General features: G+C 58.8%; 14 protein-coding genes. 13 read left to right on the top strand and 1 reads right to left on the bottom strand.

Annotated elements, in window-relative coordinates:
- Position 1: 1 nt before the first annotated feature.
- The 13 genes from sctE (at position 2) to PFLQ2_RS09675 (ending at position 10,561) form a co-directional block, all read left to right on the top strand.
- The gene (gene sctE, locus PFLQ2_RS09620; protein ID WP_003183570.1) at positions 2-1,768 is read left to right on the top strand and encodes a type III secretion system translocon subunit SctE; all 1,767 of its coding nucleotides are present in this window, start codon (positions 2-4) and stop codon (positions 1,766-1,768) included.
- A 213-nt stretch (positions 1,769-1,981) separates the two neighbouring features.
- Positions 1,982-2,878, top strand: a complete 897-nt coding sequence (locus PFLQ2_RS09625) for a cell invasion protein (RefSeq protein ID WP_033046167.1) — start codon at positions 1,982-1,984, stop codon at positions 2,876-2,878.
- A gap of 10 nt (positions 2,879-2,888) precedes the next feature.
- Positions 2,889-3,992 carry an IpaD/SipD/SspD family type III secretion system needle tip protein gene (locus PFLQ2_RS09630; protein WP_003183566.1) on the top strand — a complete coding sequence of 368 codons (1,104 nt, stop codon included), beginning with the start codon at positions 2,889-2,891 and terminating at the stop codon, positions 3,990-3,992.
- A gap of 22 nt (positions 3,993-4,014) precedes the next feature.
- Positions 4,015-4,272, top strand: coding sequence for an acyl carrier protein (locus PFLQ2_RS28940; protein WP_003183565.1), 258 nt, complete (start codon positions 4,015-4,017; stop codon positions 4,270-4,272).
- A 252-nt stretch (positions 4,273-4,524) separates the two neighbouring features.
- The gene (locus tag PFLQ2_RS09635) at positions 4,525-5,784 is read left to right on the top strand and encodes a winged helix-turn-helix domain-containing protein (protein WP_003183562.1); all 1,260 of its coding nucleotides are present in this window, start codon (positions 4,525-4,527) and stop codon (positions 5,782-5,784) included.
- Positions 5,781-6,254, top strand: a complete 474-nt coding sequence (locus PFLQ2_RS09640) for a transglycosylase SLT domain-containing protein (protein WP_003183560.1) — start codon at positions 5,781-5,783, stop codon at positions 6,252-6,254. Before PFLQ2_RS09635 ends, PFLQ2_RS09640 begins: the two co-directional genes overlap by 4 nt.
- A 118-nt stretch (positions 6,255-6,372) precedes the next feature.
- On the top strand, positions 6,373-7,545 hold the full coding sequence (locus PFLQ2_RS09645; protein WP_003183558.1) for a PrgH/EprH family type III secretion apparatus protein: 1,173 nt from the start codon (positions 6,373-6,375) through the stop codon (positions 7,543-7,545).
- A gap of 21 nt (positions 7,546-7,566) precedes the next feature.
- Positions 7,567-7,812 (top strand): type III secretion system needle filament subunit SctF, encoded by a 246-nt coding sequence (sctF, locus tag PFLQ2_RS09650; RefSeq protein ID WP_003183556.1) that lies wholly within the window; start codon positions 7,567-7,569, stop codon positions 7,810-7,812.
- 59 nt (positions 7,813-7,871) lie between these two features.
- Positions 7,872-8,180, top strand: coding sequence for a type III secretion system inner rod subunit SctI (gene sctI, locus PFLQ2_RS09655; RefSeq protein WP_003183554.1), 309 nt, complete (start codon positions 7,872-7,874; stop codon positions 8,178-8,180).
- Positions 8,177-8,899: an EscJ/YscJ/HrcJ family type III secretion inner membrane ring protein gene (locus PFLQ2_RS09660; RefSeq protein ID WP_003183552.1), complete on the top strand. Its 723-nt coding sequence runs from the start codon at positions 8,177-8,179 to the stop codon at positions 8,897-8,899. Before sctI ends, PFLQ2_RS09660 begins: the two co-directional genes overlap by 4 nt.
- Positions 8,886-9,452, top strand: coding sequence for a secretion system protein (locus PFLQ2_RS09665; RefSeq protein WP_033046163.1), 567 nt, complete (start codon positions 8,886-8,888; stop codon positions 9,450-9,452). The genes PFLQ2_RS09660 and PFLQ2_RS09665 overlap by 14 nt, the downstream gene beginning before the upstream one ends.
- Complete coding sequence (locus PFLQ2_RS09670; protein WP_003183548.1) at positions 9,424-10,134, top strand: hypothetical protein; 711 nt, start codon at positions 9,424-9,426, stop codon at positions 10,132-10,134. The genes PFLQ2_RS09665 and PFLQ2_RS09670 overlap by 29 nt, the downstream gene beginning before the upstream one ends.
- The gene (locus PFLQ2_RS09675; protein ID WP_003183546.1) at positions 10,124-10,561 is read left to right on the top strand and encodes a hypothetical protein; all 438 of its coding nucleotides are present in this window, start codon (positions 10,124-10,126) and stop codon (positions 10,559-10,561) included. Before PFLQ2_RS09670 ends, PFLQ2_RS09675 begins: the two co-directional genes overlap by 11 nt.
- 198 nt (positions 10,562-10,759) lie before the next feature.
- Here the strand turns inward: PFLQ2_RS09675 and PFLQ2_RS09680 are convergent, their stop codons facing one another.
- On the bottom strand, positions 10,760-12,244 hold the full coding sequence (locus tag PFLQ2_RS09680; RefSeq protein WP_152632794.1) for a hypothetical protein: 1,485 nt from the start codon (positions 12,242-12,244) through the stop codon (positions 10,760-10,762).
- Positions 12,245-12,451 lie beyond the last annotated feature (207 nt).

The following is a 12,451-nucleotide window of genomic DNA, read 5'->3' as shown; positions in this document are numbered from 1 at the left end:
CATGACGGAAATCAGAAACACCTTTAGCCCCTCATTCCCGGGCGCGATGAGCCGCACCGAAGCCTTTGAAAAATACGGCGCGGCTGCCAGCAAGGCCGCCAGGACCACTGACTATCAGGAGACCGGTCGCAAAGCCCTGGCGGACCTGATGTCAGTGAAATATGACGGTCACGCTGGCCCGTCTACCGCGAGCACTGGCCGGCCCGTGTTGCACGCGCCAGCGCTTCGGGCCGATGGCAACAAACAGGAAACCAATGGCGACTTGTTCACGCTCTTGATGGCGATGATTGCCGAGCTGATCGGTGAGGTCGATGTCAACAAACTGAAAAACCGCCTGGCGATGCTGCAGAGCATGGCCGGTGCCCGCCAGCAGGGGCTTGAAAACCTTTCGGCCGAATACGCCGCCGCTGTCCAGGCCATGGCCGATGCCGAGGGCGATGTCGGCAGCAGCCAGGAGCACCTCGAACGGTTGCACGAACGGGTTCTGCATTTCCAAGGGCTACTGGCAGACAGCGAGGCGCGCCTGGCGCAGCTGGACCCTGAATCACCCGAATACGCCGAGGAGCTGGCCCATCGCGACCAGCTCAAGGGCGAACTGGCGAGCCACACTCACACGTTTAACGCAGCGACCGCTGCGCACCTGAAGCTGATCGAGATCGCCAATACCTTTGCCAAAACCCTGAGCGGGGTGGTCATGAAAGTGGTGGTGTCCGGCGTCGGCCCCGACCACAAGGAAACCGACGAAAAGGCCCTCAGCGGCAGTGCTTTGGCGTTGCTCAACCGGTTGAAAATCATCGAGTTGCTCGGTGAGGCGGCGCAGAACAAGGAGGAACTGAGCCAGGAGCTGTTCCAGGAGTTGCAGGCCAAGCTTCAGGAACACATGAAGCGTGAGTCGGATAAATACCTGGAGGAAGTGCGCAAGGCCGAGGCGTTGCAGAAGACTATGGGCTGCATCGGCAAGATCATCGGGGCGATATTGACCGCCGCAACTATCGTCGCAGGTGTCCTGACCGCCAACCCGGTGCTGATCGTGGTGGGATTGATAGGCGCGGCGGTCATGATTGCCGATGCGGTGGTCGAGGAAAAAACCGGCAAGTCTTTCATGGCCGAGGCCATGAAGCCGTTAACTGTCGTCATGCAAGAGGCGATCAAGTTTTTCACCGAGATTTACACTCAGTTGCTGATAGACCTGGGTGTCGATGAGGAAACAGCCAAGGACATCGCGCAAATCGCCGGCATGATCCAGGGCGTTATCTCGACGCTGGCGGCTATTGCCCTTATGGCCATCGTCGGGGCGCAGGTGATCGGGCCGATGGTCAGCGCCGTCGCCTCAAAACTGGGATCGGTGGTCGCCCAGGCCGCGCCCGCCGCCATGCAAGCCATGAAGCAGATGGCAACCTCAGTGGGCAAATCGCTGACCCAGATGCTCACGCAGTTGCGCAGCTTGGTGACCAACGGTGCCGATGCGGTATCGCTGGCCCGTTACGCCGCCAACCTGGAGATCGCCCAGGCCGTCACCGAGTTCGCCAATGTCGCGGCCCAGGGCGTGATGCAAATCGAAAGCGGTCGGCATCAGGCCCAGGCGGCGGTGCACCTGGCGGACGTGCGAGTGCGCATGGCGATCAGCGAGGAAATCAGCAAATACCTGACCCAGGTGGTCGAGGACTACGGCCAGGCGATGCGGGAGCGAACCCAGGAGATCGAACGGATGCTCTCCGGCCAGCTACAGAGCTTAAACACCAGCCTGAACATGGTTCGGAACGTTTGAAATCACGGATAACAGGTACCTACGATGAAAGCTATTGATACTTCGATCAGGCATCCCCTCGCCTCTGGTGCAGAGATGGGCGTGCCAACCAGTCCAACCGGGTCTCCACAACTTCTTCAAAATAGGTCCCTCCTGGATTCACCGAATTTCGACACGATCACTGCAAAACAGATCCTGCAGAACCCCGGCAGCACAGCACCTTCGGCGGCGGAATTGGAGAGTGCAATCAACGCCTACGAACCCACCGAGTCGGACTGGCAAGACTTCATGGCCGCCTCGACGATGGTCAGCGATGAAGTGCGCAACGACCTGATCTTCGACCCAGGCGCCTGGGAGAAACACGCGAATGTACTGGTGGCGGCGATCATTGCACTGAACATCGCGCGGGTCGCCAACGCTCAACTGCGTGGACATTTCAGCGTCATGGCCTCCGAGGCGGCCAAGGCCCAGGGCGCGGCCATTATCGAGTCAGGCGAGGCCGCACGAAACAGTGCTATTACGGGGGCGATCGTGTCCGGTGCGATCTCCGGGTTCGCCCTGCTCAAGACCCTGCATGGCCAGACGTTGAAGCATGCGGATATCAACCTGCATAAACGTAACGCCATGGACGCCGGCAATCTCGAACGCGACCTTAGGACGGATCGCAACCGAGACGATTGGAACCCTGAAACTCATTACAAGATCAGCACCTTCGATGATTTCGGTCGGACGAAAACAGTCGACTTCCAACCCAAGGGCGCGACGCTGAACACCCAGGAACAGGCTTGGTTCGACAGCGAAATTCTCAAGGCGCAGAAGGTTGGCCAGACTTCGGACTGGCTAAGCCAGATGGGGACTCGGGGGATCGAAAAGAAACTGGAAATCGGCCGCGCCCTCAGTGCCATGGCGACGAACCTGAGCCAGGTGGTCTCCAGCATCGTGCGCCTGGCTGAGTACACCGCACGGGAGAAAGAGGTGCTGCAGCAAAGTGCGCAGACCAGCCAGAAGAGCCTGGGGGATGAAGTCGCACAGAAAGACTCGGCCGATGCCGCATTGCTGCAAAAACTGATGGACATGGTCATGCAGCTTTTTCAATCGCGCAGTGACGTTATTCGCGCCGTGACGGCTTGAGGAGAGGAATATGGAAATCACGAGATTCGTACAGACGCCCGTGGTATTGCTGCCGAACATTGACACCACGGTCGATACGCCGTTGCCTGTGGACATCCCCGTTGAGGCACAAACGGTCAGCTCTCTGACGCAGTTGCTAGACCGTTCCGTGAACGCACTCAATCGCAGCCTCGCCAATTTGCTCAGGGGCCCGCTCAACGCCAAGTCGCTGGAAGGCATGACCACCGAGTTCGTGGCGCAACTGTTTATCCCGGAGCTTCTCGAACAGATCCACGCCAAGCGCGATCGCTCACACCTGTGGGCCCAGCGCGCCCATCAGTGTTGCGCGGTGATGAGCCAAAGCATGAAGCCGACGCTTCTAGACGAAAATCGGCTGCGCCAACTCAATGACGAACAAGGCGAGATCCTGCGCAGCCTCAAGCAAGCCCTGGAACAGGACAAACCCCTCGAAATTGCGGAGGCCCTGGATGCCGGGGTCAATTCCTCCAATGACTTCTTCGAAAAACTGCTTGAGCTGATCGACCTGATCAAGAACGGCTACCTCGCCGGTTACGAACACATCATCAAGGCCTATACCGACTTCTTTGCCGATTTCAACGTTGAAATCACCGCGAAGATGAAGGACTGGATCGAGGGGACGAACGACGGTAAAGACGCCAAGGTGAATGTCGATGCGTTGCGCACCGCATTGGACAACCTGATCAAAAAATACAGTCATCCGAACTCCGCGTCCGTGCTTTTCCCGAAGCCTGGCGACGGCGCAGCGAGCAAGGAAGAAGCAGAGAAATGGCTCAAGGCCCTGGGCTTGCCTGCCAGTTGCCTGAAACAGAATCCCCCTCCGAATGGCGGCTGGTGTGTCGTCATCGACCTCAGCCCGTTGACGACCATGCTAAGAAGCCTGCTGTTGGAAAGCGGCACAGTGACGTGGGATACCGCCAAGTACAACCAATGGCAAACCGGCTTCAACGCACAGGAAGAACGCTTGAAAAACATGCTGCAGTCGCTGACGCAGAAATATTCAAATGCCAATTCGTACCATGACAACTTCAATAAGACACTGTCGGCGCATTTGAATCAGTTTGCGGATATGTTGAGGGCGATGTTGAGTTTTTAACTAGACGACGATGCGGTGATAAATGAATGCGTCAGTTGCTCAAACATGCATCGAATCAAAAGTGATAGCGCTGCTGTCTGGCTATTTTCCGACGAGCCAAGGAAAGATAGGCAGATGTTCGCGGTTAGTGGAGGATCTGAATGTCGATTCCGTGGATGTGGTGGAAATTATTATAATGCTCGATGAAGCGTTTAATGTTGATCTTCCTCCCTATCAGGTCGAGGCTTGGAACTCTGTGTCCGATATCATTCATTCAGTTGCGGCTGCGAGAGGTGCTTGAAAAAAACGTCGCTGCCGTGAGCAATTTGCGGCGGTGACGCCTCCTTGTATGAAAATGTCCCACTCTGCTTTGCCAAACCTTCGAAGCGAAGGGCCTACGTTTTATGTCGCGGTTTCCTACATCAATAAGATTGTCAGCCCTACGGAATCGCGCCACACAACTTCCTATAGTCAGGCGGCTCGTCATCTGGAGCCTGCTCTAGCGCAGGCTTAATCGCGCTTCAGTAACTTTCTATAGAGAAGTATAAAAAGTATGGACAGTGCAACTGATCAACCGCTGGTGAAGTCATTCGTTTTTGACCACTGGCTATTGCAAAGCGATGGAACGCTGATGCGAGATGGACAAGGAGTTCATGTTCCACCCAAAGAGCTGCACGTGCTGCGCCTGTTGTTGACGTCCGCAGGTACGGTCGTCAGTAAGGATTATTTGCTGGACCATGTCTGGCCCAGGATGGATGCGGCGGAGGAGTCGCTGACGCGCTGCATCTACGCTTTGCGTAAGTTGCTCAAGGAAAACAAGGACTACATTGCGACGGTCTACGGCCAGGGCTATCGATTCACCGGTTCGGTGGTCGAGCTCGACGTGCCGCACTCGGCCTGGGCAGTGGCGCCTTCGCTGGCGGTTTTGCCTTTTCGTCACTTGGACGAGTTGGCGGCGCTGGAACTGCAGGATGTGATGATCCGCCAGTTGAGCACGGCGTTCGGCGAGGCGTTGCATGTGATGCCCTCGGGGGTGATCGCGGCCTGTGGGGCATCGGAGGATGTGCGTTCGTTGGCCGGCCGATTGTCGGCGGATTATTGCTTGAGCGGGCGGTTCATCGGTTCGGGTGGGCAGCGACACTGGTCGGTTGAGTTGATTCGTGGCAACGACCAGGCGCTGGTCCATGGGCAGACGCTGGACGCCCATGATCCTGGCGAGGCCCTTGGTGCATTGACGTGCCTGGTGGCCCAGCGCGTCGCCGGGTTGCGTCCAGTCGGTGATCGTTGCAGTTCGTACCCGGTGGCGGTGGCGTATCTCAACGGGCTGTGCAGCTTGCAACAACACACGGCGCAAAGCCTGCGCGATGCCGCTGTGCTGTTCCGCCAGTGTTTGAAACTCGATGCCGGCTACGCGCCGCCCTGGTGCGGTCTGGCGGATGTGTGGCTGGGGCAGGCGATGATGGGGCTGGGTGATCAGGGGCGTGCCATCGAAGAGGCGCATTCGGCCGTTTCCAATGCCCTGGCGCTGGACCCTGGCAGCATCCCGGCGTTGACGCGCCTGGCGTTGCTCACCAGTTTGCGTGGCTGCGAGGAAGCGGCCCAGGTGTTGTTCCGGCGCTGCCTGTTGTCGGCCGATCAGGCTGACGTGCTGTATTTTCATGCCTGGCATCACTGGTTCTGGCGGCGCAACGAGCAGGCGGCGCAGATGATCGACCAATGTCTTCAGCATGACCCGGGTTGTGTGCGGGCGCAGATCTTGCGAGTGCGCATTCACGAGCAGCTGACGTGGATCAGCGAGCGGCGCCTGGCATGAGGCGGCGCAGGAGCAAGTGGTTATGCGTGCCGATGTGTCTGGGCCTGGGGCTTGGCATGGCCCAGGCCCACGCTTGGTGCTGGAGCAGGGCGGGGCAGTTGCACGCCATCGAACCCGAGCTGCTGCAAGCGATTGCCGATGTCGAATCCGGGCAGCGGCCAGACGCAATCAACCACAACCGCAACGGCACCCGCGACATCGGACTGATGCAGATCAACAGCATCCACCTGCCCCGATTGAGTGCCCAGGGCATTACCGAGCAGCGCCTATTGGATGAGCCTTGCCTGTCGGTGGAGGTCGGTGCGCAGGTGCTCGCTGAATTCATCGCCCGCTACGGCTACAACTGGACGGCGGTCGGCGCCTACAACGCCGGCCATTCCCCTCACCGTCAGGCTGCGCGGCTTCGCTATGCGCGCAAGGTCTGGAAACGCTACCAAGCGTTCACCCAGGCGCGAATGGCAGCGCCATGAACAGGGCTGGCTGCGGGATTCTGATCCTTGCCGCAAGCAATCGGCAGAATTCGATCAGGAACCCTGCGGCTGGCCTTTCTAACCTGTCCGCTCATTCGACTGCCTCGGAGCCCGGACGGTGACAGACCCGACGGCCACCCTTCTAAAACCCAGCATTGTGCGGATCCTCAACGGTGCGCTGCAGGGCTGCGAGTTTCCGGTGGGCAAAAGCACTACCTTGTTCGTGGTAGGGCCCGTGGATTTGCTCGGAGACGGCGCACGTTCTGCCAGTGTTCCGGTAGAGGCCATCTTCGTTCCGCTGGAGGAAGGTGGGCGCAATTTCGAGGTGCTGGCCGACCAGGCCACGACGGACGGCTTGCCGTTGCGGTTGCTCGGCGATTCGGTGGAAGTACGCCATTGTGCGTTCCAGACCAGGGTGCAAGTTGGTGGCTTGCTCATTGCCTTGCGTCCTGAAGGTCAACCCTGGGCTACCGAGTGCCTCGGTCATTCACCCGGCGTTCGGTCCGATGCTTTCGTGGGAAGGGGCGCTCATGGGATGCGATGGGGGGCCGGCGCTCTGGCATTGATTGTGTTGATCACTGGGGTGGGGCTCTGGTCGATGCCGGGGGCGACGCCCGAAACCGATATCCGCGCGCTCATTACTGGCGCCAGTGCGCAGGTCCAGGTGCTGTCGGGGCGCGATCAATCGGTCTACGTGTTTGTGTCTTCCGAACGTGATGCCGGTTGGAGCCGGCAGGTGCTGACGCGCCACAACGCCCCGAACGGCAAGGTGATAATGGTGAATCAGGAGCGCCGTCGGCTGGAGCAGGTGTTGGCCGATCACGATCCGCAACTGGCCTGGCATTTTCTCGACCTCAAGGACCCGTCCATGCCGCGCCTGGTGCTCAGCGCGCAACGCAACCTGCTTACCCCGGAAAAACAGGCCAGGCTGATCGATAGGCTGCTCGCAGCGGCGCCTTATGCCCGTGATGTGGTGGTGCAAATGCAGGATGACAAATTGCTCGCCGACCTTGCGCAGGGAGGTTTGCAGCGACTTGCATTGGCGTTCAATCGGGTCGAGCACTTGGACAGCGTCACGTTCGCGGTAGAGGGCGATCTGCAGGATTCCGAGTTGTCCGCTGCTCGCCAATATGTCGAGGATTTTTACCGGCAGTGGGGGGAGCGCTACGTGCACTTCGCTGTCGAGCTCAAGGATGACTCGCTCAAGAGCCTGTCGTTCCAAACCGGCCCACAGGGCTACGTCAAGACGAGTGCTTCGTCCTGGCTTTTTTCCAACCAACAAAGTAGGTGACGTATGCCTGGAATCCCAATCATGTTTCCCGAATTTCCCGACGACTTTCTCGGCGAGCAAGCCGCAGCGTTCGAGCGTGGCGCCCAGGGCCTCAAGGACGCCTTGGACCAGGCGCTGGAGGACCTCAAGCTCGATGCATCCGACCCTTCAAAGCTCGCGGCCTACCAGACTGCGTTTTCGTCGTACACGGTCTTTCGCAACGCCCAGACCAATACCATCAAGGGTTTCAAGGATATCGACATGGCAATCATCCAGGCGGCTCGCTGACGCTGGCCTTTTTCGACTGGCCATCGGGCGTGACGATGGCCATTTCATGAGTGCATCGTATGTCCATTCCCAGTGTTTCCCCTTCGCTTGTTCACGGCTCGACCTTCGTTGATCTGCGCGGCCCGCAGGAAGGCGCGGTCGTTTCACTTGAATCGCGCTTGATCGAAGCGTTCGCCGGCTCCGCCGTAGACAGCCGGCAAGGCGTCGCAGCGATCAATCAATTGTTGCAGCGTCCGGACATCAGCGACCCCGAAGTATTGGCTCAGTTGCAAGAGCTGACCGGCCAATACAACGTCGACATCAATTTGCTCAACGTGCTGGTACGCAAGGCGGTGGGCACGGCAGAAACCTTGTTGCGCGCGTCATGAAACCGGGCGTGTTGTGGCTTTTGTTGTGCCTGGTGCTGGCGGGGTGTCGCCAGCCGAATCTGTTGGAGGGGCTGGATCAGCAGCAGGCCAACGAAGTGCTTTCAGTGCTGCAACGCAACAACATCGCGGCGGTGAAAGTCGATGTTGGCAAGGCCGGTTATGCGGTGAAAATCGATCAGTTGGATTTTTCTGCCGCCGTCGATTTGCTCAATCTCTATTCGTTACCTTCACGGCCACGCCTGCAAGTCGCCGAGATGTTTCCCTCCGACTCCCTGGTGGCCTCGCCCCGCGCTGAAAAAGCCCGCTTGTATTCGGCACTGGAGCAGCGCATCGAACAGTCGCTGGCGGTGCTTGAAGGTGTGGTTTCCGCCCGGGTGCATGTGAGTTATGACCTGGATGCCGGCGAAGGCGGGCGCAAGTCGCCACCGGTTCATCTCTCGGCCGTGGTGTTGCATGAGCGCGATGTCGAAGCGCAGTTGTTGATCACCGACATCAAGCGTTTCCTCAAGAACAGTTTTGCGGCGGTGGAGTACGAGAATGTTTCGGTGGTCCTGTCCAAGCGCTCCCCGATCCAGCACGTCGCGCCGCTGAGGGACGCAACTCGGGGAGCTTCGCCCTGGCCGTGGTTGTTAGCGGTGGTGATTGGATTGCTTTTGGCCGGTGGCGGTGCCTGGGCCTATCGCCAGTCAAGCACGGGGCGGCGTGATGTCGGACTTTGAATGCTTGCAGCAAATCCTGGCGGAGCCACTGGTGTATCTGCATCCCCAGCGGCTGGTCGTTCCGGCGGGATTCGAGGGGGCCGAGGCGCAACGTGTTCTTAACCAGATAGTGCTCCAAGGATTGAGGCTAGAAGAGCCATTGCCGTTGATGCCACTGAGCAGCGTGGCTGTAAAGTGGGTGCGCGGTTGGCGACAACTGCCCTATATCGCCTTGCTGATGGGCGCCTGCCGCTTGATGCCCGAGTTGGCACGAGGCGCGGCGCTACTGCGTCTGCCCGTGTCGGTTCGCCGGTTCGCCAATTGCAGCGTGGCTGTTCGGGGTGGCCTGCCGATCGATCCCTCGCCTGTTTCTTTAGCGCAGGTCGAAGCGGCAGGTCTCAACGCGCTATGGAGTTGGCATGGGCACGTTCCGCCTCCGTTGCTCGAACGCCTGGCCCTGCAATTTACCGAGCCTGTCGTGCGCCTGCATCGGCAATGGCCGGTCGCGAAACCCGATCCCACTCTTTTTTTCATGGCGGTGCAGCATGCTCGACTCCATCCGGTCCTTGACTGACCTTTCGGTTGGCGAGCATGTGCATGTGGCTCGCGAAGACATCGCTGCGGCGCGTAGTCGCCAACGCTTGCAGCGTGAGGCCCGGCGCCGGGCGCGGGAGTGTGTCGAACAGGCCCAGCGCGATGCCGAAGCGGTGCATGCCCGAGCGTTTCAACAGGGCTATGCCGAGGGCGTCCTGCGTATGGCCGGGCACCTGGGCGATGGTTTGCTGAAATCGCAGACCCTGGGGCTGCAATTGCGCAACGAGCTGGCTCGGGCCGCTCATGAGCTGCTTGCCCAAGCCTTGAGTCAGCCCCAATGGCTGGATGAAATGCTGGAGCGTTGGTTGGCCGGGCAAGCGGACAATTGCGGCGCGGTGTTGCACGTGCTGTTGCCGTTGCATTGCCGTCTGCGGGGGCGTGAATTACGCGAACGCTTGAGCCAGCAATGGGCCGGCGAGCTGGTCTTGGAATATCACTCGCAGGAGCGCTACGTCTTGCGATTGGCGGATCAACTGTTGGAATTCGATGTTGAAACGATCCGGGAACGTCTGGCGCCAAGGTTGCTGGCGAGCATCGCGGCTCTGCCGGAGTCGGTTCGCTCCCTGGACCAGGTGGCGTTACAGGCCCTGACGGACTTGTGCTCAAGCTTCGTCGAGCGTCCCATCAATTCCACGGCAACCGAGGTTAACCATGAAGATTGAAACCATAAGCGGTCCCAGCGCCCTGGACCGTGACGCCAATCTGTCAGTCGAGACGCTGGAATCGCGACTGTTGGCTGCCGGCGAGCAAACGTCCGCCAGCAAACGCCCGGACCCGGCGTTCGAGCATTTGTATCAATTACTGCTGGCTATGGAAGGGCAGGGCGAGAAGGCCATTCATGCATTTCTTCGTACATTGCGCGGGGCGGATGGCGAAACCGCTGCGTACCCCACCGCCAGCGCGCTGATGGCGATCACGCTGAAGGTCCTGTTTCGCTTGAAGGAAGAGGGCCTGGAGAAATCGCCGCTTTACAAGGAAGTCAGCGGCGCGAATGGCTTGGCGTTTGCGATGGATGTTTTCGTCAAGAGTGTGATGCGGGATGTGTTTCAGCCCATGGGCGATGACGCTTGGGAGAAGAGTGAGTGGTGAAGGGGACCATACCCTTAAGGTCCATGAAGAAATAAAGACAAAACGATAACCCGTGGCGAGGGAGCTTGCTCCCGCTGGGGCGCGAAGCGGCCCCCGTCTTGGGTCTGCTGCGCAGCCCAGCGGGAGCAAGCTCCCTCGCCACGGTTCGCCTCGCCTGACCGACCGGCGTCAGGCAAGGAACACGCCCTTTGCAAAAAACTATGCAGGCGTGCTGCGCGCGTTGACATAGCCCGTACCGGTACGCGCAGCGATCACCACGGCAGCGACCAACAGGTTGGCGATATGGTCCACCACTTCTTTGGGAATCGGCAGGGTTGAAAAGTAGCGGGAGGCCGATATGACGACGCCCATGATGATCTGGCCTACGGAGGTGCGTATCGCATTGGTGGACAGGAGTTGATTGGCCGCTTGTTCAGCGGTGGGTATTCGCAAAGAGATGGGGTTGATTCGAAACCCCTTTTCCGAAGGATTTTTTTGTAAGGCGTGCCCCGCTTCGCCCATGAACACTTGGCCAAGGATGTCGGCCGTGGCATTGAGCCCACCTCGCGTTATGTCGTGGCCCAGTTCCAGAGTCAGGGAGTCGAGAATCTGTTCGGCCTGGGCCTCAGGCGGCAGGTTTGGGTTGGTTTTATGTTTTTCGCACCAATTCGCAAGTTGAGAGGCCAAGCCTTCTGACTCTGGCGGCAATGGCTGGCTACCTTGCGCCATGACATACCCAGGACCGGAGTGTGGCGCGGTGTAGTTCATTCCCGTGAAGGACAGGAATTGGAGCATGCCGTTCAGCAGGCCTGCGACCGCTGTACCGCTGTGGCTGGCTTTGGCATTGTCACCGGTGGGACAAAACAGGCTCACCAAATCCTGGGCAAACGTATAGAACGCCATTTGCGAGCCGAAGGAGGCCAATGCAGGTAGCGCGGTGGGCACGGAGACAGCGGCTGTGATGGCTATGAGCGATAGGATTAATGTGACAGAGCGTGCCATGCGTGTTTCTTTGGTTGCCGTATCATTGCACTCGTCCCTGATCGCTCCGAGGACGTTCAGCAACGGGCCAATGCTCTGGACGACTGCGCCGATAACGCTGCGTGTCAGCGCTGTGGTGGCAGTGGATTGGAGGGTTTTTTCCAGGGCGAATCCGATCATTTGCCTGAACACCGTAAGGGTGGCGGTGACCAGGCCGGTGCGTAGGCCGGAAATGGTCAGGTTGCTGGCCCAGCGTCCAAGATCGCCTTCGAATTCGTTGCGGGTCAGTTTGCCTAACAGTTCACCAAGGTGATTAATGTTGGTTTGGGCGCGTTGCATGAACGTGTCGGACGGTTGCGAATGACTTGAGCCTTCTAACATGTCTAGATGGGGTATGCCCAAAATGGTATCGACGAGCGGCTCGGTGTTGCGTATCTGCGATGTAATGTTGTTAACGAACTTAAGAATGTCGTTGCCACCATCGGCAGTATTTATTTCGTCGATAAGCCCATCGATTTCGATGGCGAGTTCTTCCAGTACGTTGGCCGTGCTTGGTGGAAGTTGAGTTTGCTGCTCAGCAGGGATGTGCTCATTGAGTATGTCCATGTCTATGCCAATGTGCGGTGGGGCCTCACCGACATTGATGACAGTGTCCGGTTTATCAGTACGAAAGGATCCATTGAGAATGGTTTGAGCGACAGGTGAACCTGGGGGAATAAGCATTTCCTGATCCTGCGTGGCGGAGGTCTGGTAGGGCTGCAATGGCAGCAGCAGGAATCTTTTGAAGGCTTTTTGCGGTACCAACTATCAAATAACGCTCCGAGGTGATGGCCCAGGGGCCTTGAGGCAAAGATGAACCTTCGGATAGCCAGGGTTCTCGCCGGTCGCCCTCCTGCCCGGTATAATCCCGACACTTTTTTATCGCCCAGA

Origin of the sequence: Pseudomonas fluorescens Q2-87 (genome assembly GCF_000281895.1) — a bacterium.
In the GTDB taxonomy this organism is placed as follows: Bacteria; Pseudomonadota; Gammaproteobacteria; order Pseudomonadales; family Pseudomonadaceae; genus Aquipseudomonas; species Aquipseudomonas fluorescens_S.
Note: the sequence above shows the minus strand (reverse complement) of the source record. Positions and strands in the feature narration are given on the sequence as shown.

Excerpts from the sequence above, each read along its gene's own strand:
- sctE (WP_003183570.1), top strand. The coding sequence starts at position 2 with ATGACGGAAATCAGAAACACCTTTAGCCCCTCATTCCCGGGCGCGATG.
- PFLQ2_RS09630 (WP_003183566.1), top strand. The coding sequence starts at position 2,889 with ATGGAAATCACGAGATTCGTACAGACGCCCGTGGTATTGCTGCCGAAC.
- PFLQ2_RS28940 (WP_003183565.1), top strand. The coding sequence starts at position 4,015 with ATGAATGCGTCAGTTGCTCAAACATGCATCGAATCAAAAGTGATAGCG.
- PFLQ2_RS09635 (WP_003183562.1), top strand. The coding sequence starts at position 4,525 with ATGGACAGTGCAACTGATCAACCGCTGGTGAAGTCATTCGTTTTTGAC.
- PFLQ2_RS09640 (WP_003183560.1), top strand. The coding sequence starts at position 5,781 with ATGAGGCGGCGCAGGAGCAAGTGGTTATGCGTGCCGATGTGTCTGGGC.
- sctF (WP_003183556.1), top strand. The coding sequence starts at position 7,567 with ATGTTTCCCGAATTTCCCGACGACTTTCTCGGCGAGCAAGCCGCAGCG.
- sctI (WP_003183554.1), top strand. The coding sequence starts at position 7,872 with ATGTCCATTCCCAGTGTTTCCCCTTCGCTTGTTCACGGCTCGACCTTC.
- PFLQ2_RS09660 (WP_003183552.1), top strand. The coding sequence starts at position 8,177 with ATGAAACCGGGCGTGTTGTGGCTTTTGTTGTGCCTGGTGCTGGCGGGG.
- PFLQ2_RS09665 (WP_033046163.1), top strand. The coding sequence starts at position 8,886 with ATGTCGGACTTTGAATGCTTGCAGCAAATCCTGGCGGAGCCACTGGTG.
- PFLQ2_RS09670 (WP_003183548.1), top strand. The coding sequence starts at position 9,424 with ATGCTCGACTCCATCCGGTCCTTGACTGACCTTTCGGTTGGCGAGCAT.
- PFLQ2_RS09675 (WP_003183546.1), top strand. The coding sequence starts at position 10,124 with ATGAAGATTGAAACCATAAGCGGTCCCAGCGCCCTGGACCGTGACGCC.
- PFLQ2_RS09680 (WP_152632794.1), bottom strand. The coding sequence starts at position 12,244 with ATGCTTATTCCCCCAGGTTCACCTGTCGCTCAAACCATTCTCAATGGA.